The organism is Paenibacillus sp. FSL K6-2441, from assembly GCF_037964765.1.
GTDB classification, from domain to species: Bacteria; Bacillota; Bacilli; order Paenibacillales; family Paenibacillaceae; genus Fontibacillus; species Fontibacillus phoenicis.
Genome location: NZ_CP150174.1, coordinates 3,910,358 through 3,936,213 on the forward strand (window position 1 = coordinate 3,910,358; position 25,856 = coordinate 3,936,213).

Genomic DNA, 25,856 nt, shown 5'->3' on the forward strand with positions numbered 1-25,856 from the left:
TGCTCAGTTCACCGGTAATCCCCGCTCGCGTGCAAAATTGCCCCAATGCGGCTTACGTCCGTCGATGTCGATGAACCCGTATTCGTCGGACAGGTCCCAGCTGGTCAGCGCTCGGCCGGTTTTGGCGTGGACGTTCGGGTCTGCGGCCAGAGCCGCCACTGCTTGCCCCACAAAATACGGCGTTTCGGATTCCGCGTATAACGGTTCCTTCTTGATGGCATCTCGCCAATTCGCTTCCTGAACGCCAAAATAGTCCAGCATCTGCTCGGAACGCAAAAATCCAGGAGTCACCGCCAATGCCGTCACATTGTGCGCCTTCAGTTCCTCGGCCATGGCTGCGGCCAGGTGGATCGGTGAGATTTTGGCCAGACTGTAGTACAGGTTCCCTCGATAGTTATAGGTCGATCCGTCGGTAATTTCGATGACCAGGCCTTCCTTCCGTTTGATCATCATCGGTACCCCGTAATAGCTCGTAATGAGATGGGTACGAACGGCCCGCTCCTGCATCAGTAACCCATCGGCCAACGGCTGCTCCCAGAACGGACTGTTCCAATGGGTGAGGTTCTCGCCGCCCCAAATGTCATTCACCAAAATGTCCAGGCGTCCGTTCTGTTCCTTGTCCACACGTTCAAACAAAGCCTTGACCTGCTCCGGCACCGTATGATCCGTGCGGACGGCGATCCCGATTCCGCCGCGAGCGGTTACCATTTCGGCCGTCTCGTCAATCGTCTCCGTTCGGCCGATGTCCGATGCTTCTCCCCGGACGCTCCGTCCGGTGCAATACACTGTCGCCCCAGCAGCCCCCAACATAACAGCGATTCCCCGGCCTGCTCCACGTGTTGCTCCGGCAACGACGGCCACTTTTCCCGCTAAAGGTTTCTTATCCATGGTTTCATTCGCTTCCTTTCCAGATTGAACTTCGCACGTACCTTTGTAGAATATCAAAGTATATATGACATCTATTGTCTTATATCCATGGTATAATCATTCCACGAATCTAAAGAGGCGGGAGGGGGAGTTATTGTGCGTGCGGATCGTTTGCTAAATCTGCTGCTCTTGCTGCAGAACCGGGGAAAAATGAGCTCGCGCCAGCTGGCAGAGCTGCTGGAGGTGTCGGAGCGGACGATCGTCCGGGACATCGAGGCGTTGAGCGCGGCGGGCATCCCCGTGTACGCGGAGCGCGGCTCCCGCGGCGGTTGGGTGCTGGCGGACAGCTATCGGACGAACCTGACCGGCATGCGGCCGGAGGAAATCGTCTCGCTGCTGCTGACGAACCATAACGAGCTTTTGAAGGATCTGGGGATACAGGGGGATTTTCAGGCTGCTTATCAGAAGCTACTAGCCGCTGCCCCCGCCCCAATTCGGCAGGACGCCGAGATGATCCGCGAGCGCCTCCATATCGACGGGGCCGGATGGCACGCCTCGGAGGAGGCTTTCCCTTGGCTGGCCGCCGTGCAGCAGGCGGTATGGACCCAGCGGAAGCTGCGCATCCGCTACCGCAAGGAAGACGATGTCACCGAGCGGATCATCCATCCCCTGGGGCTCATCGCCAAACGCAACGTATGGTACGTAGCGGCCGAGCAGGAGCCGGACAGGGAGCTTCGCACGTTCCGCATTTCCCGGCTGGAGGAAGCCTCCCTGTTAGAGGAGACATTCGTACGGCCAGATGGGTTTGACCTGGCGGCGTATTGGGAGCAATCGACCGCTCGCTTCAAATCGGAACTGCCCCGCTATCTCGCGCGGATACGGACGAACGAAACCGGGCTGAGCCAACTCCGCAGGGAGCGATTCATCAAAGTGCTTCATACGGAAGGACCGGACAACCAGGGCCAGATTCTGGCGGAGATCGACCTCCAGACACTGGACTGGGCATGCGGCGTGATCCTAAGGAACGGCCGGGATGTAGAAGTGCTGGAGCCGCAAGAGCTGCGAGAACGAGTGAAATCCGAAGCTCAGGCGATACTCACGTTGTATGAACACTAGGCTAGGTGACCCCCTCTTTGTCCGGACGCTTTTGCAGGATTATCCCCTTTGATCAGGTCGCGGGGAAACAGATCCTCTCGGGAAGGAAAGGGTGGGGAAGGGACAGATGTTCGACTAGCTCCCCTCTCTCTGCCCGGACGCTTTGCAGGATTATCCCCTTTGATCAGAGCGCATGGAAACAGATCCACTCAAGAGAACGAAAAGCAGGGGGAGGGCCGGATTTTCGTGTAGTTCAGGATGGGTTGAGAGTGGTTCGTGGTGGATTCGGAATTCGTGCAGAATTGATGCGAATTGATTCGGAAATGCTGGGAATTGATCCGAGAATGGTTGGGAACGATTGAGATTGAATCAGAGCAAATTCAGGATTGATTTGGGAATGATTAAAGGTGATTCGGGATTGACTCGGGGTTGGTTCAAATTGCTTTTTGGATGGTTCGGGAATAGTTCGGGATCCAGTCTCGGACTTGTCCCTGATTTCCCGTTCCCTTATTCGGACACGCCTTCCGCCCCACGCCACCTGCTTACTGGATTGTCAACAGTAAATCAGACAACTTTATTAAGGGCTTCTTGACGATACTGAACAGGTGTCAGGTATCCCAGTGTTCCGTGAATCCGATGCTTGTTGAACCAGTTGATGTAATCGTACAGTTCCACCTCTAGATGAAGAAGGCTGTGGAAGCTCATCTGGTTAATGAACTCCGTTTTCATAATTTTATAGGTAGCTTCAGCCACGGCATTGTCATAGGGACAGCCTTTCATGCTGAGAGATCGACCGATTTTAAAGGTCTCCAATAGCTCGTCCATCTTTTCGTTTTTAAACTCACTACCGCGGTCCGTATGAAACCACTGGATTTGACGCAGATCACCTTGTACGGTAGAGAAGGCACGGGAAATCAGAGCCGCATCCTTGTTTGGGCCCGCACTATGCCCGATGATTTCTCGATTGAACAAGTCGATCAGCACACAAATGTAATGCCACTTGTTTTGAACCTTTACATACGTTAGATCGCTAACGACGAAGCGCTTTGCTTCTGTCTGCTCAAACTCACGAGCCAGCACATTTGCCGTCTTTGCTTCATTGGAGGCCGCTTTGTGGGGCTTATACTGAGCGATCGTGTAGGTGGAGACCAACCCCTGCTCCTTCATAATGCGGCCAATGCGACGTCTAGATACAACTATTCCTTGTTCCTTTAGCTTGGCTTTAATCTTGCGCGTGCCGTAGGCTTTGCGGTTCTTGTGGAAGATCTCCACAATCGTTTCTGTTAGTTCATCTTCCTTCGCTCGTTCCTTTGCTTCATAGTAGAACGTACTCTTTGCAATTTGTAGGACGTCGCACATTGCTGATACCGAGTATTTATCACGGTTGTTCTGGATGATAGCTACTTTCGTCCCATGATCAGCGCGGCTTGCTTTAAAATATCGTTCTCCATCTTAAGTCGTTGAATCTCTTTACGTAAAGTGATGAGTTCATTTTCTTCGAAAGAGCGATTGTCCTTCTCCTTGAAGGAGCCTGTGGTCTGGGCTTGCTTGATCCAGCGGTCTAAAGCAGACGCAGTGAGGTCATATTCCTCCACAATCGCTGCGCGGGATTTCCCGTTTTCATAGAGCTGCACCATTTGCTTTTTGAACTCGGTTGTAAACGTGCGTCGTGGTTGTTTAGGCATTGTTGAGATCCGCTCCTTAACATGATAGGTCTATTCTACAAGCCCTTATTTTTATTGTCCAACTAAGTGTAGCCGATCCATACCTTCTGAACGAAAGGGATAATGATGCAAAAGCGCCTCACAGAGGCACCCTGAACGAAAGGGATAATGTGTGAAAGTCCCCCCCAGAAAGACTCCCCTCCCTCAACCACCTGCTTATAAAAAATAGCCGGCCAGAACAATCAACTTCTGGCCGGCTATTTTTTCACGGTTAGTCCAGCAGGAATGCGCGCGGCGATACGTAGAGGAAGCGCTCGGCTCTGGCCATCACGTGGACTTTCTGCTCGGGAAAATGTTCATACACATAATCCACGAAGTGCCCCGGCTTCTCTGCATTTACCGCGAACAGGTCATAATGCAGCGGGATCACTGTATCCACGCCGATTTCCTGGGCGAAGTGTGCCGCTTCCCGGTAATCCATGTTCCCAACGATTCCGCGCCGCTGGCGGAAGTAATCCCGCCCGTTGATCGGCAGCAGGGCGATGTCCGGTTTCAGCTCACCAACTCGCTTGATCAATTCCGGAAAAACCAACGTATCCCCGGCATGATAAAGCGTCACGCCGTTAAGCTCCAAAACGTACCCGACGTACCGGGGGCAGCCGTCCGCATCCCGTTCCAACTGCTCATGGGCCGCCGCAATTGGCGTTACTCGCAGCTTGGAGAAGAATTCCATCGGCTTACGGTCGTCTGCGGTGATGAGCAGGGAGTCCGGTAGGCCCATCTCCTGCAATGCCGGCTTGCAGCACGCCGGTGCGAGGATCGGCGCCTCCGGACTGCTGCGATGCAGCCACGGCAGCGTCCGCGCATCCATATGGTCATCGTGTTCATGCGTAATCAGGCATAGCTGAACGCCTTCAATCTCTTCCGGTGCAATGGGCGCAGGAAATGTGCGCCGCCAATCGCCGTCGTCCAGATCGCCCGAGAGATAGGGATCTACGTAAATCGTGATCCCATCCCCTTTAACGATGACGCTTTCCTGGCCAAGATACCAAATCGCCAAGGTTCCGTAGGGGGCTTTCGTCCGGGCGATCTCGCGGATCAATGCGGCGCCTGTTCGCTGATTTTGAGTCATTAGATAGGGGCACTCCTTGATTTTTTAGGTTCCCGCTACAATCGAACGAATGGTTTCCAGAGGCAGCTTCGGCTTACGATCATAGGTCAACAGGCCATTAATTTCCTGCTCCACGTCCGTAAACTGGGTATAGCAGAAGCCTTGAACCACCGGAGATTGCAGCATCGGTACGATAACATTCTTTAGCCGCAACGCAAAATCCTCCTCATTCTCCGCACCCGAGTACCCCCAGCCTTCCCATTCGTTCACCTTAAAGGATATCCCGCCAAACTCTGTGACCAGAATCGGCTGCCCCTCGTAAGGGAATCCGGGCACCAGAATCACCCGATTACCGGGAGCAGCAGTCAAAGCCGATTCGACCGTTGCATACCGTTCCTCCAGCTTTTCCCTACGCCACTCGTAGTCGTGAATCGTCACAAGGTCGGTGGTAACCAGTTCCCATCCGTCATTGGAAATGACCGGGCGCGTGGGGTCCAGCGATTTGGTCAGGTGGTACAGCGATACCGCGTGGTGCTGCTGCTGCTTGTCAATCATAATGTTGGTCACGCCCCAACTTTCGTTCAGCGGAACCCATGCCACGATGCAAGGATGGTTAAAATCCCGCTCCACCGCCTGCATCCATTCCCGCGTCATCCGGCTGACATACTGCTCAGTGAACTGGTAGGCGTTCGCCATCTCCCCCCACACCAGCAGACCCAGCTTGTCGGCCCAATACAAGTAGCGGGGATCTTCGATTTTCTGATGCTTCCGCACCCCGTTCAGCCCCATGGCCTTCACCAGCTCCACGTCCCGGCGCAAGTCCTCGTCGCTTGGCGCGGTCAGCAAGCCATCCGGGAAGTAACCTTGATCCAGCACCAGCTTCATATAATAGGAACGATTATTTAAGTGCAGTTTGCCGGACTCCACTGAAATTTTGCGCATCCCGAAATAGCTATAGACCGTGTCCACGGGCATACCATCGATCAGCAGCGTTAGTTCCAGATCGTACAAATTGGGGCGCTCCGGTGTCCACCAGCGTCCCAGACCATGATCGTTAAAGTCATCCAGGTGAATCACCCGGCGACCCGACTCATGACTTAAGGAGAAGCAATCCTCGGCGACAAATTCGCCGTTAAACGTGATGACGGCTTTCATGCTGGCTTTAACGGAGGCGCTGTGCCCTGCCAAAAACACCTCAAGACCAATATCATTCTTGTCGATGTCCGGGATCAACCGAATGCGATCAATTCGTGTCGTTGGTACCGGCTCAAGCCAGACGCTCTGCCAAATCCCGGTCGTGCGGGTGTAAAAGATGCTCTCCGACTGATCCTTCCAATACTGCTTGCCCCGCGGCAGGGAGACGTCGCGGCTGTAGTCCGTCGCCTTCACGACAACGATATTCTCGCCTTCATCAAGCACATCCGTAATATCCGCCTTAAACGGCGTATGTCCGCCTTCATGCATCGCCACCAGATGCCCGTTCACCCATACTTTGGCCTCGTAATCCACGGCGCCAAAATGCAGCAGCAGCCGGCCAGCCTTATAGTCTTCCGGTACGGTAAAGGTTCTCCGGTACCAGACCTGATCGTGTACGGTTGGATCGCCGATGCCGCTCAGCTTGCTCTGGTAGCAGAACGGCACGTTGATTTTCCGGCCAAAATCATGTTTCTCGTACCATCTTTCCCTTTCACCAATCCCTTGGTCGTCAAATTCAAACTCCCATTCTCCGTTTAAACTCATCCAAGCGTCGCGGACAAATTGGGGACGAGGGTACTCGTTACGTAAAGGTTGACTTGTCATTTTTCCGCTCCTTCGGGTCTCAATTTATTGTTTTTGTTTTAATACATAATTTTTGTATCTTTTAAGCTAAATATATCCCCGAACTCATATTTTGTCAACGCTTTCAGCTGATTTTTCTAATTATATTAGGCATTTTTATTTTACGAACTTTTTGTAATTAAGTATCTGCAATACAAAAAAACCACCAACTCCCAGAGCCGATGGTTAGATTAAAGCTTCATTGAATATAATCAAGCGTCTTCATCCAAAGTGTAGGCGACCTGCAGAACCAGGTCCTGGTCGTAATCGCCAAACTGCTTGCCGAATAGATTAACGCCGCCCTTATGGATCGCATCCGGCTTGACGCCGATCCGCACACGCAGACTCGGCCGTTGATCGAGGTTCAGATCGTTGATCGTGACGTCGGAGACTTTCTGCATATCGAGCGTCGTGCGTTCGCGGTCAACTCGCCATGTTTTCAACAAGCCGTATTGCGTCATCCAATCTTCCCACCAGGACGGATTTAATGCGCCGCGCCGATCCCCAAAATCCCCGGGACTCGTCCACATGCCGATCTCAACGCCATTAATCCATACGGAAATATCTGAAGGCCAGTCATTGTCATAGTTTGGTGCTTCCGAGCACATTTCCATTGACAACTCCAGCGATTGAATGCGCGCATTCTGCGGAACTTCCAGCGGGAACTGGTACTCCACATACCCTTTACGAAACCACAGAATCTGCGCCCCCACATGCTTAGGGTGGTAGAAGCTGGCCGGCTCATCCTCCCGAACCAGCATCCCTTCGCTGGATGCCATGCCGCACGTCGGATGAACCTCACAATCGCTGTAATGCCCGATCGGCATTTCAACCTCGTAAAACTTCATCCCGTCCTTGGACGTCCGGATGCTCGAGTTCAACGAGATGAGAATATCGTCGTAATTGCGGCTGCACACCTTCATCGCACCGCGGACGGCCGGAAGCAATTCCGTATTAATCAGCTTGGCTGCTTCCAATATCTTGACGTTGTTCGCCACCGTAGACACTGGCAGCTCCAGCGTCTCGGCAAGCTCAATGATATTCATGCTCCGCGTGTTGAGCAGGCGAAGAATGTCTACGCGAGACCGTGTAGAGAGCGCGTGCGCCACTTGAACCAGCTTATCCGGTTCGTGTATCCCGACTTCCAGCATAGGAACCTCCGTATCCGTATTCCCAAAAAATGATCTTACTTTCTTGACTTTACTACAATAAGCTGTAATAAATCAAGATTCATAAAGGTTATCACGATTCCGGGATCTTCAACGGCATCAGGTCAAAGCAGTCCAGTTCAAACTCCCCGCGATTCTTGGTGAATCGCAGCTTGTTTGTCCCATCCTTCAGCTGAATTTTGGCGGTAGACAATCCCCAGTTGTTCCATCCCTTCGGGTGAACCGCCACGGTAACGGAAGATCCCATATCAACGCTTAAATCAAAATAGGCCATTTCTCCGGCAGCGCTCCCGTTTGCGGTTCTCGCCAGCAAGAGATACTCTCCCGCCGCAGCTTGGACGGAATACTCCGCGTAGCTGTCTTCCTGCTCAAACCGTCCTACGCTCTTTCCACCGGAACCCGCAGGATTCTCCAGCACAGTCACACCGTCTCCAAGCTGCCCCTTCTCCGCTTCATAGCGGATGCGGCTCGCCTCTCCGGACGGCAAGGATAGCGGGAGGTTCGGGTCTACTGGAACCCCTAGATTCGGGGTGTTATCCGCATTCCAGGTAAAGGGCTGCATCCGCACTTCCCGGTTCCAGCCGGCATCCTTGTATTTCGCCACGTGATATACAATCCAATCCTCTGTACCGTCAGGTGACGTGGTGAAGGAATGGTGTCCCGGGCCGTACAGCCCGTTGCCGGACACAAAAATTGGTTCCTCCCTCTTATGCCATGAAGCCGGATCGAGCAAATCGCTGGTCACATCTGCCGTGATCAAGCCCAGACAATAATCGTTCGTCCAGCTTCCGCTCGCCGAGTAGACCAGATTAATGGTTCCGTTTCGAACCGCCACCTGCGGACCTTCATTGACATGCGGCGAATGGTTCGTTTCCCAGGCATAGGTCGGCCGGGCGATCTCCACACGCTCCGAATCAATCGTCCAGGGGTTACTCATATGGGCGATGTATAGATTTTGACGAACATTCTCGTCCCCTTCCCAACCGGACCAAATAAAATACAACTCGCCGTTCACCTGCAGAACGGTCCCATCAATGGCCCAACGATTGGCGGCGTCGGTGATTTGCCCTTTTTGCTTCCATACACCTTGTAATGGATCGGTCGAGGTATTCTCCATCACGTACATGCGATGGTTCACGTTGTCCCCGTCATCCATGGCGTAATAAATATACCAGGCTCCATGAATATAATGAAGCTCGGGAGCCCAAATGCCGTGGCCGCCTGTCGGAATCACCCTCCGGGGAGCGGCATCCACCCCCGTCATACTGGTGGATTTCCAAACCGTCACGTCACCGCCGGTGGTTTTCGTGAAGTAATAATACCCGTCGGTATGTTTATACATCCATGGATCTGCCCCGTCCTGCATCAGCACATTATAGAAATCATCCCGTTCTTCACCCGCCCTACCGGAGCCAGAACAACCTACCTGCGCCAATAGAAACAGACAAATGGCAGGCAACAGCGCTTTCCCGAATTTTCCCGTTTCCATCTTCATTTTCACCCTTTAATTGACCCGACGTAGACACCTTTAACAAAATACTTCTGCAAGAACGGATACACGCACAAAATCGGAACCGTGGATACAACGATCGCGCAATATTTCACCAGTTCCCGGAATGCGGTCGAGCTCTGAGCACTGTCGATGACGACGCCTCCTGCACTGCCGATCGTGGTTGCCGTGGAGTCGTTGGCGACCAAAATTTCCTTCATTAATAGCTGCAGCGGGAACAGCTCCCGATCCTTCAGCAAGACCATCGCGTTAAACCAGGAGTTCCAGTTCCCCACCAGATAGTACAGAAAAATAACGGCCAACGTCGCCTTGGACAGCGGCAGAATCACCCGGATCAAGATGGCAGCCTGGCTTGCCCCATCGATCGTTGCCGCCTCTTCCAGCTCTGCCGGCAGCGACTGGAAGCTGGTTCTTAAGATAATGATATTCCACGTGTTCAGCGCGGTCGGCAAGATCATCGCCCACAGGTTGTTATATAAATGGATATCTTTCATTAATAGAAACCAGGGAATCAACCCGCCGCCAAAGAACATCGTGATCGTAATCAGAATCATGATGAAATTTTTGAAATAGAGATCTTTTCTCGACAGGACAAAAGCGCCCATGATCGTCATGACCATATTCACCAACGTGCCTAACCCTACGTAGATGATCGTATTTTTATAACCAACCAGCAGGCTGTTGTCCTTAAAGACCAGCTTATATCCGTCCAGCGTAAATCCAAGCGGCTTCAACAAAAGTCCGCTGTGTGCCATCAGCGCCGTCGGGTTGCTGACCGAGGCCAGCAAAATATGCAGCAAGGGATAGAAGCAAATTAGCGTAATCGCGGTGAGCATCATGTAGTTCATGACGTCAAACACGCGATCCCCGGTCGTCATAGGCTTCCAGTGTCGTCGTTTCAGCTTTTTGCGACTGGACATGGTCATCCCCCTTTCTACCATAAGCTCACTTCCGAAGTACGCCGGGCGATTCGGTTCGTCGCCCACAGCAGCGCAAAGTTGATCACGGCGCTAAACAAGCCAACCGCGGTGGAGAAGCTGAGGCTGGCTTCCCGTAAGCCCCTTCGATAGACATAAGAAGCGATGACGTCTGCCGTATCGTAAATGAGAGGGTTGTAAAGCAAAATAATCTTCTCGTATCCGGATGCCATCAATCCGCCAATCGCAAAAATAAACAGGATCACGATAATCGGCGTAATTTGCGGGAGCGTAATGTACCACATCTTTTTGACTCGACCGATTCCGTCAATCTCGGCTGCCTCATACAAAGCAGGATCGATCGAACTCATCGCGGCCAGATAAATGATGCTGTCCCAGCCGATGTTCTGCCAAATCCCGGAAAACGTATAGATCGGCCTAAAAAAGCCGGAGTATCCGAGCAGCGAGGTGTAGTCCTTGCCCGTGATCCATTGCAACACTTGCGTAACAATGCCTTCATCCGCCGTGAAGATATGAATGATCCCGCACACGACCACCAAAGAGATAAAATGGGGCATATAGGTGATCGTTTGTACGGTTTTTTTGAACTTCCCGTCGCGAATTTCATTCAGCAGCAACGCCAAAATGATCGGTGCCGTAAATCCAAACACGATCCCCCACACATTAAGGAGAAGCGTATTCTTGGTCACCCTCCAGAAGTACGGCCCCTGAAAGAAATCTATGAAATGCTTCAAACCAACCCATTCGCTTTGAGCAAACCCAAGCAACGGCTTATAATCCTTAAACGCGATAAGCACTCCCCACATCGGACCGTAACAAAAAACCAGGAACCAAGCGACAACCGGAAGGGCCAGCAAATAAACAAACCAGTTTTTTCTCAGATCTTTTTTGATCCTGGTTCGCGTGCTGTTTGGCTTCGGAGCCTCTGAGGAAGGAGCGATTTTTCTTGATTTACGGACGATCTCCATGAACGTATCACCTACTCTTCTTATTCCGAATTCTCTGAAACAATAACGAGGGGCCCAAGCTTAACCAGCCCCGGTCACCCTCGTTATATTTCTTGCTCGATCTTTAGGCCAAACGGCGATTATCTGCTGTTGTAACGATCCAATGCTGCCTGATGAATGCTCAGGAATTCGTCCAACCCCATCTTCTTAGCTTCTTCTAAGAACTTGTCGTACGCGTCCACCGGCAACTCGCCTTTGATGATCTTGGCAAAATATTCACCCCGGAGCGTAGACAACTGGTTCCCCAGTTCCGCCTCCCGTGAAGCTTCCTCTTTCGTAAACGAAATCGGAGGCATAGCCGCGCTCGTATCCATGTTCTCGGTCCAATATTTCCGAATTTCGCCGGAGTAGCTGCCTTTCGCTACGATCAGCGGGTTGGAGTTATGCTCGTCGCGAATGTCCGGCCAAATATGTCTGCGATATTTATCGAGTGCCACTGCTACCGGCTGGCCATCCGGATCATTGTACATGTAGCTGTTCTCTGGATAATAAGGCTTGCCGTTCTCATCAATGAGGTGAACCGTGCCGTATTCTCCGTAGTTATAGATTTCCCAGCCCTTCTTGGTGTAGGCGAAATCCAACCAGGCCATGGCCGCTTCGACGTTATCACATTGGGTGGTGATGGCAGCCTCTGTACCTGTTCGCTTAAAGTTCTTGTACGTTGTTGCGGATTGATCCCCCTTGTTCAGCACAGGGTTCAGCGCGCCAACAAAATCGATATCATTTTGTTCCTTCCAATAGCTCCACATCGTGTCCGGCGAATCCATCATAACCGCGGTCTTGTCGGAAATGGCGCTGGCCATTCTTTGGTTGAAGTCAGCCGTTGCCCAGTCTTTGTTGAGCAGCCCTTCTTTGTTCCATTGCTGCATCATGGCCAGGTATTCCTTGGCCTTCGGTTGTGCTGGACCCCAGGCTACTTTGCCATTGCTGTCCACGAAGGTCCAATCCCACACACCATAAGCGCCGTTTAAAATCCCGGTAAAGATCTGACCATAGTTTGATCCGTAGTTCAGCGGCTCGCTGTACCCCACTTCCTTCGCTTTGGTCAGGAAGGTGTGCCATTCATCAATCGTTTCAGGCACCGGAAGCCCTGTCTTATCCAGCGCTTCCTGCTTGATCAGCATCCCGAACCACATCCATTCCGAATAAGGAGCAATGCCGTAGAAACCAAGCAGTTTGCCGCTGTCGGTGACCGTCGTTTTTCTTCTCGTCTCGTCAGAATTGCGCCAAGCCGTATAGTTCGGAGCATACTTCTCCATCAAATCGGTCAGATCCAAATACGCTCCATCGTTAACGCCCGCCTCAAAGCCTCCAGGGTACCGGCCAGGCTCAATGATGATATCCGGCAAATCTCCGGAGGACATCATCAAGGTAAAGGCATCCGCTTCCTGCCCTACCGGCGGAGTGATGAAGTTGACTTTAATCCCCGTCAGCTTCTCCACTTGCTTCTGGATCGCGTGGTTGTTCATATCCGGGATGTTGCGATTCGCAGGCATCCAGACATCCAGCGTCACTTCTTCTTTGAAAGGGTAAGCAGAGTAGTCGTTTGGAATTTTCTCATCAAAAATATCACCCAGATACGTATCGTTGAGCGTCGTATTCACTTCGTTGATTTGCTCTGGAGTCGGAGATGTATTCCCGCGAATATCCTGACTGATGTCGGCAAACGTGGTTTCCTTCTTCTGTGGCTCCTCGGTAGCATTCTCGCTGGTGTTATTGCCTACGTCAGCCTTTTTCGAACCGCCCCCGCTGCAAGCCGTAATCATGGAGACCGCAAGAATAAAAACAAACAGAAAACTTAAGATACGTTTTGACTTGTTATTCATATGAACCTCCCGATTATTGATTTCAAACGCAACAACCCCCGATATTTCCGCTTGCACTCATCGCCCTTTTCGGATCGGTTCAACCCCCTCTGTCATCAAATGACTCACCGCGAAATTATATTATTGTTTTATTACAATAATTTTGTATCTTTGCGTTGATTATAATCCCCGTTCGACGTGATGTCAACGCTTTCATTTACGAAGATAACGATTTTTTTAATAAAATAACTTGTTGTTTCAAATCAAACTATTAGTTTCAAAAAAACTGTAATTAATTTCGCACCCTTTATTCTCCGGCAGGCCGCGGGATCGGCACCCCCGTGCCGACAGGAACCCCGAAATCCGGCATTCCGTTTGCTTTCCAACCAAATTTTTGGAGTCTTGTGCTGCGGGGAGAACCAGCGGAGCGGGGTTGCTCGGCTTCCGAGTAATCGTACGCATGGTAAACGATCCAATCCTCGGAGCCGTCGGGAGATACGGTAAAGCTGTTATGCCCCGGGGCATAGACCCCGGCGGAAGGATTTTTTGCAAAGACCGGGCCGTCTTCCTTGATCCAGGAGTTCGCATCAAGCAGATCTGCGGTCTCCGGGATTCGCGTTATGCCTAAACAGTAATCATCCGACCACGTTGCGCTCGCCGAGAAGACAAGGAAGATCCAACCGTTGCGCCGCAACAAGACAGGGCCTTCGTTAATTGCCATCCCGCCTTGCTTCTCCCACGGCTTCGTTGGGGCTGTAATCAGCACATTTGGACCGGTTAACGTCCAAGGATTGGTCATTCGAGCAGCGTAAATCGCTGAGCCGTAATCCGGAAAATGGCCATAACCGGAATAAAAGAAATACAACTCCCCTTGATGTTGGATGACAGTTCCGTCTAACCCTGGGAACTCCGTGTTCACCACGCTTTTAAACTGCCACTCATCGTTCATCGGATCATCGCCCGCAAGTTCAAGCACGCAGATGCGTCGCGTTGCGTCCCCGCCGCCGTCATTAGCTGTATAGTAGATATACCAGCGTCCATCGATGAGATGCAGTTCCGGCGCCCACAGATTGAAGGAATAGGGGCCGATTGGCTCAGGCGTCCACACGGTCTTCGGTTGAACATTCCCAAGTCCGCTCAAGGTTGGACTGTGCCAAAGAGCGATGCGGTCGCCCAAGGTCACCATCATGTAATAGCTTCCATCGGGATGCCGAATGACCCAAGGATCCGCACCATTTGACAGGATCGGATTAACAAACGTTTGATTCTCCATCGTTCTCCCTCCTAAGTACGAGATATCGTCCTAAAGTGATAGTAAAGTATTGTTTTATTACAAACATTTTACTTCGTTTTCATCACAATAATCGGTTATTCGGCGAATGTCAACGTTTACATTTTGGGGAGCAGCACAAAAAAGCTTATGTCCGCGCATCCTTGGGTGACATAAAAACCATGGATTCTCAGCCATACGAAATCACTCCTAAACCAGTTAAGTTAAAAAACGCTAATCCGGATTAAACGTTTTTCTACTTAAATATTATTCAACAGAGATTAAATAGAATAATAGCGAATGATTATGAAATTAATATTTTCGAACCTAATTTAACAACACCGAGCACAATGTTTATTATAAAATATGGAAATTTTATTTAATAAAAGCAAAAAAGGGGAGAGAATTCGATGCAAAAACTCCCGTGGTTATTAAGTATAGTGGCATGCTTCCTATTGCTCATCACTGGTTGTAATGGAGCCCAGCCCAAAACCGAAGATGCGATGAAAACAGCCGAGGCCTATATCATGGCCGAATACAAAGTTGACTTTACTGAGGATCTGTTGTCTGCCGAATCCATTCAAAAGCGAAACAAAGCGATCAAACCTTTTCTAACGGAATCGTTTTACGAAAAACAGGTTAACAATCGAATCACCATTTTACCTTTAAGAGTTGCTGCTGACACGCAGCTTTCCATCAAACCTGATAATTTGCATACCCGTCTTAAAGTGCAAGACGAGAACAATGTCACCATCGAATACACTGTAAATCTTCTACTGACAAACTCGGAAGGTCGCGAAAGCACCCGTGTTCCGTTAGAAGGCGAGTTGATGATGACTTCCGTTAACGAACGATGGCTGGTGCAATACGACAACTTTGATATCCAAGCCTTCATGAAATTGATTTCCGAAAAATAGGCTTTCCGATCGACAAACGTTATGGTGCATGCTGGATTTGCATGTCCTTCAGCAAGATCAGGCAGAGCGGGTCATCGCCGGCCGCCCTTGTGCATGAGCCATAATTAAAACCCTACTTTCCGCGTATACGGAAAATAGGGTTTATTTTTTGTACCGTTGATTGAGCGTGCAGCCTGGCCAGCGACCGTAATATTAGAAACCTGCGCTGAGAGCGGCCTCCCGCTTCAATATCGCGATTCCGTTGACCGGCAGCTCGATTGTGCCGCTTACGGTCAAGCCGGTTTCGGCGTCTGTATAGCTCCTGCGGTCGAGCTCGACGCGAACGGCGCGGCCGGAGAAATTTTGCACGAAGACGTAATCGTGCTGACCGTCCGTGCGCAGCTGGGCAGTCACTCCCGCCGGCAGGTCGGTATCCAGCGCCCGGCGCACGCCGGCATCTTGAACGAGCTTGCCGTAAAACGCCTCGTAGAAGGCGGGATCGCTGACGCGGGCGGCCAAATAGTAAGCTTTGCCTTGGCCCAGCTCGTTTAGCGTTAAGGCCGGCTTCCCTGCGTAAAAATCGTCGCGGTAGACGCCAAGGACCTTGGAGCCTTCCGCATGGATATGCTCGCACAGCTCATGAATCTCATAGGTCCCGCTGAAGCCTAGCGGATTCCCGTCTTCCAGAATCAACGCGTTACGGTCATGGTCATGCAGGCCGTCGATTTCCTCTGCCCATACTCCAACCGCCTTGCGCAGCGGTCCCGGGAAGCCGGTCAGATGGCACAGGTCGTTCTCGTCGACGATGCCTGACCAATATGTGACGAACAAGGTACCGCCGTCCTTGACGAACTGCTCCAGCTTGGCTCCGGTTTCTTCCCGGATTAAGTATGCCATCGGTACGACCAGCAGTTTGTAACCGCTGAAGTCGTCAAACGAGCCGATGATGTCCGTTGGCACGCCCAGCTCCCACAAGGCGCGATACTGCTGCATGACGGTCTCTTCATAATGGATGCCTTTATTGCGTGGCCCTTGGGCGTCGTTGATCGCCCAGCGGTTATCCCAATCAAACAGGATGGCTGCTTCCGCTGGAACGGTGGTACCGAGGATCTCCGTTAACTCGGACAGTGTTTTACCAAGCGCAGCAACATCGGCGAACACGCGCGTGTGCTCATGGCCGACGTGGTCGATGACCGCGCCGTGGAATTTCTCGCTGGAGCCGCGGCTTTTTCGCCACTGGAAATATTGGACTGTGTCGGACCCGTGGGCCACTGCTTGCAGCGAGGACAGCTTGTGCATACCCGGCCGCTTCAGCTTGCTGACCGGCTGCCAGTTCGTCAGTGACGGCGTGCTCTCCATCAGCATAAACGGCTTCTGCTTCAAGGAGCGGAACAAGTCGTGGTTAAATGCAAACCAGGAAGCAACCCCCGCATCGGATTCGGCCTCATGCCACATCGGATAAGCGTCCCAGGAAATGACGTCCACAGCTTTCGCAAACTCGCGATAATCCAACCCGTAGAACAGGTCCATCATATTTACTGTGCAGGGCAAATCCGGATTGATTTGTTTGAGCGGCTTGATCTCATGCTTGTAGAAGTCGATCGTCTGGTCGGATACGAACCGGCGCCAGTCAAGGTTCTGTCCATGCACCATCATTTCGCCGTGAGGTGCCGGGGATTCCACCTGCGACCAGGAGGTGTACGTATGGCTCCAGAAGCTCGTCCACCAAGCGTGGTTGAGCGCTTCGAGCGTGCCATACTTCCGTTTCAACCAGTCGCGGAAAGCGTCTTGGCAGTAGTCGCAGTGGCATTCCCCGCCGTATTCGTTGGATACGTGCCACCCCACCACGGCCGGATGACTGGAATAGCGCTCCGCCAGCCGGGTGTTCATCTGCGTCACTTTTTCCCGATAGACTGGGGACGTAAAACAGTGGTTATGACGCATGCCGTGGAGGTTGCGCACCCGGTTCTTCTCAACGCGCAGCACTTCCGGGTACTTCTCTGACATCCAGGCCGGCCGAGCGCCGCTTGGCGTCGCCAACCAGGCGTAGATACCGTTCTCAGCAAACGTGTCCAGCACGCGGTCCAGCCATTCAAACCGGTAGACGCCTTCCTCCGGCTCTAGCGAAGCCCAGGAAAAGATCCCCACCGACATCACATTGCAATGGGCCAGCTTCATCAGCCGGATATCCTCCGCCAGCACCTGCGGATCATGGAGCCATTGGTCAGGGTTATAGTCGGCACCGTGCATAAAGACCGGCAGTTTGTCGCTGATTGGCGGAAACTTCATCGGTTTTGAGCTTCTACTCATAGGAATAACTCCTCTCCGTTTCTGATCTGTAATGAAGTAGATTGGTTTCTCACGTGCTACGAAATGTAAAAGTGCAGTCCATTTTCGCCAAATCGCCCTTTTCGAAGCCTTTCAACTGCAAAAGTGCAGTTGATTTCAGGGCAAACCGCCCATTTTAGCCTCCATCGTCTCCAATCAAATGTACTTTTGCATTTCACACGCCGAATGAAGAGGGTTTTTCGCAAAATCAAATGTACTTTTACAGTTCGACACACTCTCAAACGCTCTCCTGCCCCTTCAAACGTCACGATGAATGAAAAAGAGGGGACGGGCGTCCCCTCCTTTCACCCCCGCCTGCTTATTGGCCTTGGGCGGCAAGGAATGCGTCGATTTGGCTCTGCAGCTCTTGTTGAATCTTATCCAGACCGGCCGCCTTCAACTGTTTGTTCAGGTCGGCTTGGCCTTTCTCCAAGTCCTTGATCAGGCCGTATTCCAGCGGGATTGCATAACGCAGCATGACGTTACCTACGTTCGCTACTTCGTTCTTCACCTTGGTGTCGTCAAAGACGAAGGTTTCCAGCGGGAAGTGATAAACTTTAGACTGCCAATCCGCCAACATTTGATTGCCTTCTTCCGGATAGGAAGCGTCGGTGCGGTTCAGCAGTGAGTTCCAGCCCCATACGGAGTAGCCCGACAGGTTATAGTTGTTGAAGCTTGGTCCCGGATTGTATTTGTCATCGCCAACCGGCTCGTAGTGCTTGCCGGCGATGCCGTACATCGTCAGATCATGGATTTCCTTATCGTTCTGCAGCAGGTCAATCAGCATCAGCGAACGTTCGACGTTTTTAGACGTGGCATGAATCGCCAATCCGTTTTGCGTGGAAATCGCGCCGATTTTTTTCTTATCCGGCGTCAAATCGGCAACGGTGACTTCCATCTCCGGCTTGTCGCGGCGGATTTCGCCAACGTTGCTGGAGATCGTCCCCAGGTTTTGTGCATACGAGGACGTTTTGCCCGCTTTGATGTCCTGGAACACGTCGTTTTTGTTGCTCACGATGTTCTTCGACCAGCCGTTGTTATCAGCCAAGTCCTTATAATATTTGATCAGTTCGGTAAACTCCGGCGTATCGTACACGTTGAACACTTTCCCCGTCGCATCGTCCAATTTGTAAGCCAGCGGGAAGTTGTAATCCACCAGGTTCCATTCATTTTGTTGCTCCAGCAAAATTTGATCCAGCTCATGCCATTTCCAGCCGTCTGCCGGTTTCGCACCAAACGGGCTGATGCCTTTCTCGCCCGCCCCAATCGTTTTCAAATAAGCGGCATAGGTTTCCGGGCTGTTCACCGGTTCGAGATTGTACTTCTTGCGCAGGTCTTCGCGAATCAGGACAACCTTGTCGGTCACTTCCTGGTTGTTGTTTGGCACCATGTACAGCTTGCCGTTCACTTTTGCTTGATCCCAGGAGGCTTGCGGCATCGCTTCCCAGGTCTTCGGTGCGTAAGTCCGGAGCATTTCCTCGGTCAGCTCAAGGAATCCACCCTTTAACACCTGGTCATTGTAGAAAGCCCAGTTCGCGGTGTAAGCGATGTCAAAATCCTCGTTAGCTGCAAATTTCAATGGGTATTTCTGGGTCCAGTCGGCCCAATCCAAAAAATCGGTCTCAACGGTTGCGTTAATTTTCTCTTTCAGCAGCTTGTTCAGCTCGCCGTATACCTCGTCATAATCCGCCGGTTTGCTGCCGATCATCAACAGCTTCAGCGTAACTTCTTGAGACGTATCCACTGCCCCAGGGGTTGCCGTATTGGCCGACGCATTGTTCGAAGTTGCTGCGTTATTTGAAGCTGCGTCGTCCGGGGTGTTGGCGCTGCCTGCGTTATTGTTCCCGCCGCCGCAAGCGGATAGCAAAGTCATTAACGCCAGCACCATAGCCACAAGAAACGTTGTTTTCTTCTTCAGTTTCATGACGTTTATTCCCCCTACAATTTTGATAGAAATAGTGAAATGAAAGGTCAAAAGGATCAGGTTTTTAGCACCGAGAAGGTTGGATGAAGCTAGGGACTGAGCAGCGCAGCGTAGCTGGAGGCTACGTGAGCAGCTAAAATCTTTCCGCAGGAAACATGCTTCGGAAGCATCTGCTTAGGCCCGGCTGAATTCAAGATTCGATGCCGATTCCTCTTCACGACCTACTTCGTGATAAAAAGATGATACTTTTGAGCCTCCTATATGTGATAACCGGGTTGCCCCGAGGTCACCCTTTGACAGCGCCAATCGTTAAGCCTTGCACGAAGTAACGTTGGATGAACGGATAGGCGATCATAATCGGTCCGGTGGCTACGATGGTCATCGCCATCTTTAAGCTCTCCGTCGGGATGTCCGAGGAGACGACGGCTCCTGCCGCCATCATCGCCTTGCGCATGCCGTCCATGTTGCCGAGCAAGCGGTACAAGTAATACTGCAGCGGCATCAGGTCGGAATTGGAGATAAACAAGAGCGCGTTATACCAGTCATTCCAGTAACCCAAGGCGATAAACAGCCCGATGGTGGCCAGCGCCGGCTTCGACAGCGGGATCACAAATTGCAAATAAATTTGGAAATCGCCCGCCCCGTCGATTTTTGCCGATTCGATAATCGCCTCCGGGATGCTGCTCATAAACGATTTCATCACGATGATGTAGAAGACGTTCATCAGCATCGGCAGAATCAGCACAAGCAGCGTATCCTTCAGATCCAGGTAGTTCACGATCAGCAAGTACCACGGGACAAGCCCGCCGCTGAACAGCGTCGTAAAGAAGAAGAAGAAAGAGAAGTGGCTGCGCCATTTAAAATCTTTGCGTGCCAACACATAGGCCGTCATCGAGGTCAAAAACAATCCAAACAGTGTGCCCAGCAAAGTGACGGAAATCGTCACGCCGTACGCCTTCAGCATTTCCTGCGGATACTTGAACAGAATATCGTAGGCTTCCAGCGAAAAGGACGCCGGGATCAGCTGGAACCCGTCCTCGATGATCTTACTCTCGTCCGTCAGCGAAGAAGATAGGACCAAAATGAAAGGAAAAAGACAAAACACCGCCAGCAAAGTCAAAGCAACATATCCGATCATCTGCAGCAGCAGACGGTCGATCGGTTTGCGTTTGGGAGCTGCCGGCTTCATGGCCGGCTGCAGATTGGGTGCCATCGTACTCATCAGCGTTAACCTCCACTCGTTTCATTCGTGTTGCCCCATCGCGGTTGTTTTTTACGCACCGTTTAGAACAAAGCACGGTCCTTATCGTATTTCCGCACGGCATAGTTCGCCAGCATAATCGTCGCGAAGCCCAAAATCGATTGATAGAATCCCGCCGCGGCGGACATCCCAATCTCGTTCGAGGTCGTGAGCATCCGGAACACGAAGGTGTCGATGACATCCGTTGAAGAGAACAGTAAGCCGTTGTTGCCAACCATGTTATAGAACATGCCGAAGTCCCCGCGGAAAATATTCCCGATCGCCAGCAGCACCAAAATGATGAGCGTCGGATAGAGGTTTGGAATCGTGATTTTGCGTATCCGTTGAAAGACGTTCGCCCCATCGATCTCGGCGGCTTCATACATCTCCGTATCAATGCTCGTGATCGCAGCCAGGTACATGATCGTTCCGTAACCAAGCGTCTTCCACGCCGATACGACGACGAGAATCACCGGCCAATAGGCGGCCGTGTTGTAAATATCAATCGGTTCGAGCCCGATCGCATTCAGAAGCACGTTGATCGTACCATAATCGTAATTGAACAGGTTATATGCAATTGCACCAACGACGACCCAGGAGATAAAATACGGCAGGAACATCACCGTTTGCGTGATTTTGCGGAACCATTTCCCGGCCACCTCAAACAGCAGGATCGCGGCAAAAATTTGGATCGCGTTGTTCACCACAATAAATGCGATGTTATACAAAGCCGTATTGCGGGTAACCCGCCAGGCGTCCCCGGAGTCGAAGAAAAACCGGAAGTTGTCCAGCCCGTTCCAGGGGCTTCCGAACACCCCGCCTGTGTAGTTGTATTGTTTGAAAGCCAGGACGATCCCCGCCATCGGCACGTAGGCGAACAGCAGGAAGAACAGGACGGCCGGCGTCAGCATGAGCAGCAGAACCTTATACTTCTTCACGTCGTTCCAGAATCCGCTTCGCTTCATGTCTCGAACTCCCCTCTTGGTTGTCTCTATATCTCTCAGTATAGGGATGAGCGCCTGCTTGCGGGATTCAGTGAAACAACAAAAACTAATACAAATTCCACGATGACCCAAAAATTCAGAAAAAAAGAACCCCGCCTTCCGTAAATACGGAGTGACGAGGTCGGGCACAAGGGAGAAGGCTCACCGGTATTACCCAAACTGTAACGGACCGTAATGACCTTATTTGCTCATTTCCCGTCGATTTCCCATTCTAACGGACCCCAGCGCCTCTATGCGGCCTCTAAGGCATCAATTTAATCAAAAAAGTCCGAAATAAGGTCTCCTCTGTCCGTTAAAAAGGAAGTACGACCAAACTCAGGTCCATAACGCCCCTCCTGTCCGTTAGCCGCCGAGAATGTAATAGCATCAACGCTCAGATCTTATGAGTTTTGCGATATTCCCCGGGCGTCATCCCGGTAGCCTGTTTGAATTGCCGGTTGAAATAAATGATATTTTTATAGCCCATCCGCTCGGCGATTTCATAAATCTTCAATTTGGGATCGGTCAGCAGCTCGCAGATACGCTTCGTCTTAAGCTCGTTCAGGTAGTCGCTGAAATGCCGGCCCGTTTCTTCCTTAAACAAAAAGCCGAGGTAGTTTGGCGTAAAATCGAAGCGGGCGGCGACGTCTTTCAGCGTCATTTTTTGCTCAAGATTGCTCTCGACATATGCCATAATATCTTGAATCAGCTTGCGTTTCTGCTTCTGCTTCTTGACGTACAACAGCTCGGACAACTCAAAGAACCGTTTTCGCAGCCAAGACGTGATATCGTGGATCGTTTCGAACTGGAACAGCAGCACCGGCTGGTGCGTATCCCACTTCAACAGCTCATACAGATTTTCGTTAATTTCGCGCAGATCGGCATGCAGCTGGGTGGTGATGCGGATGATGAGATCGTACACATCGTTTTTCTGAGCCAGCGGGGAACCTTGATAAAACAGCTCCAGCAAGCAGTCGTCAATCGTTACGAGATCATAGTTGAGAATAGCCTTCAACATCCGCTGGAGGATCTCGTCCGTCCGAGCGCCGGCAAACCGGCTTTCACCTGGATACACCCGGCTTTCATGGATCAGCCGGTCCTTGCCGACCAGCCACTTGGCGCTAAGCGCCGCCTGAGCTTGGCGATAGGACGACCGCAGCGCCTCTTCATCCCGCGCGAAGCTGCCAACCCCAACCGTCACGGAGAACGGGGAAATCCCCCGGACCGCCCGGATCAGCTCCTCCAGCAGCTCGAGGAACGTCGTTTCAGGTACGGACGCCAGCAATAGAAACCGTGTCGGTTGGCTGACGATAAACGTTCCCAGCTTCATCTCCGTGGTAAAATGCCGGATAAACGCCATCACCTTCTGAATTTGCTTGCGTCGCTCCTCCTCCGGCATATCGCCGGTCTTCCATTCCAGGTCGTCGATTTCGACGAGGGCTGCCGCCGTTCCCGTTTTAAACAGGGTGTGCAAATATCCGCGAATATGCCCCTCCACCTGCTCCGGGGAGATCTCGTTCAGCCAACGCAGCAGCAACTCCTCGTTGACAAGCGTCAGCGCCTCCGTAAACGTGCGGTCCTGATCCCGTTCTCGCTCGATCGCCGCGCACAGCTCACCCAGCATTTTATAAAGCTCCTGATCTTCCACGGGCTTCAGCAAGTAAGCCGATGCGCTGATCTTGATCGCTTCCTTGGCGTACTCAAAGTCTTCGTGCCCGCTGATAAATACGATTTTGACACTTGGCTGGATCGCCTTGGCCTTACGGGCGAATTCAATGCCCGACATGATGGGCATGCGGATATCGGACAGAATCAGATCGATCCGCTCCTGCTCCATCGCCTTAAGCGCATTAAAGCCGTTATTGGCTGTTGCCGCCACCTGCAGGTTCAGTCCGCTGCCCTGCACTCTGCGGCGCAGCCACTCGAGGTCTACCGCCTCGTCGTCGACAAGTAATACGTTAATCTCCATGGCCGTCATTCCTTCTCGTAGTTTTGCTTCTTATTTCGAGCATACTTACCGCTCGTTCCACTGAACATATCGGTTTACAATGAAAACCTATACAAATTCACCGATTTTGCAGACTTTCCTCTGATAAATCATCAAAAATTATTCCATAGCCGGAAGCTCCCCAGGGCTCACCGGAAGCACGATTTGAACCGTCGTTCCGCCGCCGTAGATGCTGGCGATACGAATACCGTATTTGTCTCCGTAGCGGAGCTTGATCCGCTCGTCGACGTTCTTCACCCCGTAACCGCCGGATTGGCTTGGACCGATCAGCAAGCGCTGCACCGTCTCCGGCCTCATCCCAATGCCGTTATCGATCACTTTCAGCTCCAAGTTATCGCCCTGCCGCTTCCCTTTAATGACGATCGCAATCGATTCGCCAAACCAGGCATGCTTAAACGTATTCTCCACAAACGGCTGCAGGATCAGCTTCATCACCTGTACCTGCAGCAGTTCGGGATCCACGTCGAAGTGGACAGAGAAAGCCCCGGCGTATTTAACCCGTTGAATATCCAGATACGTCTCCACCTGCATCAATTCATTTTCCAGCGGCGTAAATACGTTCCCTTGATTCAGCGTCAACCGGTAAAACCGCGACAAGCCCTGAACCATTTCGGTGACCTTGGCTGTCTCGCCGAGATTGGCTAAACTGCTGATCGTCGACAGGGTATTGTACAGAAAATGCGGGTTAATCTGCGCCTGCAGCGCCTCCAGCTCCGCTTGCTTCTTCTGGATGCCTTGCACATACACGCTGTTGATCAGCCCCTGAATATTGGCAGCCATAACGTTAAACGCATCGGCGATATGTACAAACTCATCGTTGCCCGAGAAGCGAATCCGCTTCTGAAAGTTCCCTTCCTGAAAGGAACGGACGAGCCACACGATTCGTTTCATTTTCCGTCCGGACAGCCGGGCCACGATATACCCAATGAAGGCCATACCGATAAAGCTGATGCCGCACACCGTAAAAATCACGCGCTGCAGCCTGCCCGCATCCTTGGTTAAGTAATCTTTCGGAACCAGCGCCTCAATTACAAAATCGGAGCCCGGGATCGATTCATGCAGGCTCAGATATTTACTCGGCTGAGCCCCCATTTCCGCGTTGCCCCGCTGGTAGAGCAAGGCACCATCCGACGCTGCGTCAATCAGGCGTACCGTAATCCCCTGCTCGACAGGGAATGTGGAGAAGTCGCCAAACAAATCGTCTAAGGAAGCGGTGATGCGGACGTATCCGATCACGGTCATGTTCCCGCTATAGGACACCAGGCGGCGGATATGGGAGATGTTCCCCAGCCGCTGATCGGTGTCAATCTGCAGCCAGATATTGTCCCGTTCGGAATCTTTAAACTCTTGATACCAGGCACTGTCCTGAATGTCCTCAAACGGCAGGATGTAATAGTCACTGCGGTGAATCGGCTCCTCCAAGTTATCGCCCGAGACGATATACAGATCGCTGTTCAGCGTATACAGCATCAGCCGAATATGGTTGCCAAACAGCTTGAGCGGCGCCGTAATTTGCGGAACGATCTCATCCAGCATGACCAGATAAATGTCGTACGGCTCCCCTTTGGTCTGCAGCGCCCGTTGAAAGGCGAGATTGCCAAACAAGGTATCCGACATCCGCTGGATCTCGTCCATCTGATAGCGAATGTTGTTCCGGGCCTGCTCCATTCCGGTGCGGATGTTCGTCTCGGCCATCTCCGTCCGGGATTCGGTCAGCATCGCGTACGACACGTAGCCGATGATCACGTCCGTTAACAGCACGAGCAGCAGGTAGGGAATCAGCATTTTGTAGGTGAAGGGAATATATTTTTTCATGGGATCGCCAAGCTTTCTCATCGATTTAATCGCTTACATTCAGCCTCATATTCATCATATCGGCCCTTGTCCAGAAAATAAATAACAAAAAAAACGACCCGGGTCGATGGCTTCACTTCGCCAACCCGAATCGGTTTGATAGGGTGTTTATTATAAGTTTTCTGCGTTCTTTACCGCATGCTCCCAGCTAGGAAAATAAAACAAAGCGTTGCGCATCAACTCTGGATCGTTCTGCTTCACTTGCTTCTTGCTCAGCGAAACGCCTTCACTCTGCAATCGTTTGATTCGGCGGACAACTTCATCCGCTTCAAGAGTGGCATCCATACAGCTTTGCTCCTTCCATCTCAGGTTGCTTATAGCATTTCTATTTCACATGCAAAATATACCTTGGCTGCTAGATTTAAGCAA

19 protein-coding genes are annotated in these 25,856 nt (G+C 51.7%); 2 read left to right on the forward strand and 17 right to left on the reverse strand.

Features of this window, described 5'->3' with window-relative positions; translation table 11 throughout:
• Positions 1-3: 3 nt before the first annotated feature.
• Complete coding sequence (locus NSQ80_RS18080) at positions 4-888, reverse strand: SDR family oxidoreductase (protein ID WP_260071615.1); 885 nt, start codon at positions 886-888, stop codon at positions 4-6.
• 135 nt (positions 889-1,023) lie between these two features.
• On the opposite strand from NSQ80_RS18080, the gene NSQ80_RS18085 reads away from it, so the two are divergent.
• Positions 1,024-1,983, forward strand: a complete 960-nt coding sequence (locus tag NSQ80_RS18085) for a YafY family protein (protein ID WP_339300243.1) — start codon at positions 1,024-1,026, stop codon at positions 1,981-1,983.
• A 543-nt stretch (positions 1,984-2,526) separates the two neighbouring features.
• On the opposite strand, the gene NSQ80_RS18090 is transcribed toward NSQ80_RS18085, so the two are convergent.
• The 9 genes from NSQ80_RS18090 to NSQ80_RS18130 form a co-directional block, all read right to left on the reverse strand.
• Positions 2,527-3,647, reverse strand: a protein-coding gene (locus tag NSQ80_RS18090; RefSeq protein WP_157274695.1) for an IS3 family transposase whose coding sequence is annotated in 2 segments (ribosomal slippage) — positions 2,527-3,398 and positions 3,398-3,647 — 1,122 coding nt in all. Because the reading frame shifts where the segments join, the coding sequence is not laid out codon by codon here.
• Positions 3,648-3,897: 250 nt separating this feature from the next.
• A complete protein-coding gene (locus NSQ80_RS18095) occupies positions 3,898-4,758 on the reverse strand; it encodes an MBL fold metallo-hydrolase (protein WP_009226502.1) in 861 nt (286 codons plus the stop codon).
• Between the two features lie 24 nt (positions 4,759-4,782).
• Positions 4,783-6,537, reverse strand: coding sequence for a glycoside hydrolase family 2 (locus NSQ80_RS18100; protein WP_009226503.1), 1,755 nt, complete (start codon positions 6,535-6,537; stop codon positions 4,783-4,785).
• A 230-nt stretch (positions 6,538-6,767) separates the two neighbouring features.
• Positions 6,768-7,706 (reverse strand): ArsR family transcriptional regulator, encoded by a 939-nt coding sequence (locus NSQ80_RS18105; protein ID WP_009226504.1) that lies wholly within the window; start codon positions 7,704-7,706, stop codon positions 6,768-6,770.
• 91 nt (positions 7,707-7,797) lie between these two features.
• Entirely contained in the window at positions 7,798-9,219 is a 1,422-nt protein-coding gene (locus NSQ80_RS18110) for a family 43 glycosylhydrolase (protein WP_339300247.1), read from the reverse strand.
• 2 nt (positions 9,220-9,221) lie between these two features.
• A complete protein-coding gene (locus NSQ80_RS18115) occupies positions 9,222-10,154 on the reverse strand; it encodes a carbohydrate ABC transporter permease (RefSeq protein WP_036646321.1) in 933 nt (310 codons plus the stop codon).
• A 14-nt stretch (positions 10,155-10,168) separates the two neighbouring features.
• Entirely contained in the window at positions 10,169-11,140 is a 972-nt protein-coding gene (locus tag NSQ80_RS18120) for an ABC transporter permease subunit (RefSeq protein WP_339300250.1), read from the reverse strand.
• A gap of 119 nt (positions 11,141-11,259) precedes the next feature.
• On the reverse strand, positions 11,260-13,005 hold the full coding sequence (locus tag NSQ80_RS18125; RefSeq protein ID WP_323077784.1) for an extracellular solute-binding protein: 1,746 nt from the start codon (positions 13,003-13,005) through the stop codon (positions 11,260-11,262).
• Positions 13,006-13,291: 286 nt separating this feature from the next.
• Positions 13,292-14,257, reverse strand: coding sequence for a glycoside hydrolase family 43 protein (locus NSQ80_RS18130; protein WP_339300252.1), 966 nt, complete (start codon positions 14,255-14,257; stop codon positions 13,292-13,294).
• Between the two features lie 407 nt (positions 14,258-14,664).
• Between NSQ80_RS18130 and NSQ80_RS18135 the strand changes: the two genes are divergently transcribed.
• A complete protein-coding gene (locus tag NSQ80_RS18135) occupies positions 14,665-15,171 on the forward strand; it encodes a hypothetical protein (RefSeq protein ID WP_339300253.1) in 507 nt (168 codons plus the stop codon).
• A gap of 192 nt (positions 15,172-15,363) precedes the next feature.
• On the opposite strand, the gene NSQ80_RS18140 is transcribed toward NSQ80_RS18135, so the two are convergent.
• The 7 genes from NSQ80_RS18140 to NSQ80_RS18170 form a co-directional block, all read right to left on the reverse strand.
• Positions 15,364-17,460, reverse strand: a complete 2,097-nt coding sequence (locus tag NSQ80_RS18140; protein ID WP_009226511.1) for a beta-galactosidase — start codon at positions 17,458-17,460, stop codon at positions 15,364-15,366.
• A 337-nt stretch (positions 17,461-17,797) separates the two neighbouring features.
• Entirely contained in the window at positions 17,798-19,402 is a 1,605-nt protein-coding gene (locus tag NSQ80_RS18145; RefSeq protein ID WP_339300255.1) for an ABC transporter substrate-binding protein, read from the reverse strand.
• A 286-nt stretch (positions 19,403-19,688) separates the two neighbouring features.
• Complete coding sequence (locus NSQ80_RS18150) at positions 19,689-20,591, reverse strand: carbohydrate ABC transporter permease (protein WP_339302188.1); 903 nt, start codon at positions 20,589-20,591, stop codon at positions 19,689-19,691.
• A 95-nt stretch (positions 20,592-20,686) separates the two neighbouring features.
• The gene (locus tag NSQ80_RS18155; RefSeq protein WP_009226514.1) at positions 20,687-21,607 is read right to left on the reverse strand and encodes an ABC transporter permease subunit; all 921 of its coding nucleotides are present in this window, start codon (positions 21,605-21,607) and stop codon (positions 20,687-20,689) included.
• A gap of 412 nt (positions 21,608-22,019) precedes the next feature.
• On the reverse strand, positions 22,020-23,594 hold the full coding sequence (locus NSQ80_RS18160) for a response regulator (RefSeq protein WP_339300256.1): 1,575 nt from the start codon (positions 23,592-23,594) through the stop codon (positions 22,020-22,022).
• 138 nt (positions 23,595-23,732) lie between these two features.
• The gene (locus tag NSQ80_RS18165) at positions 23,733-25,448 is read right to left on the reverse strand and encodes a sensor histidine kinase (protein ID WP_260071115.1); all 1,716 of its coding nucleotides are present in this window, start codon (positions 25,446-25,448) and stop codon (positions 23,733-23,735) included.
• 150 nt (positions 25,449-25,598) lie between these two features.
• Positions 25,599-25,772 (reverse strand): hypothetical protein, encoded by a 174-nt coding sequence (locus NSQ80_RS18170; RefSeq protein WP_009226517.1) that lies wholly within the window; start codon positions 25,770-25,772, stop codon positions 25,599-25,601.
• Positions 25,773-25,856 lie beyond the last annotated feature (84 nt).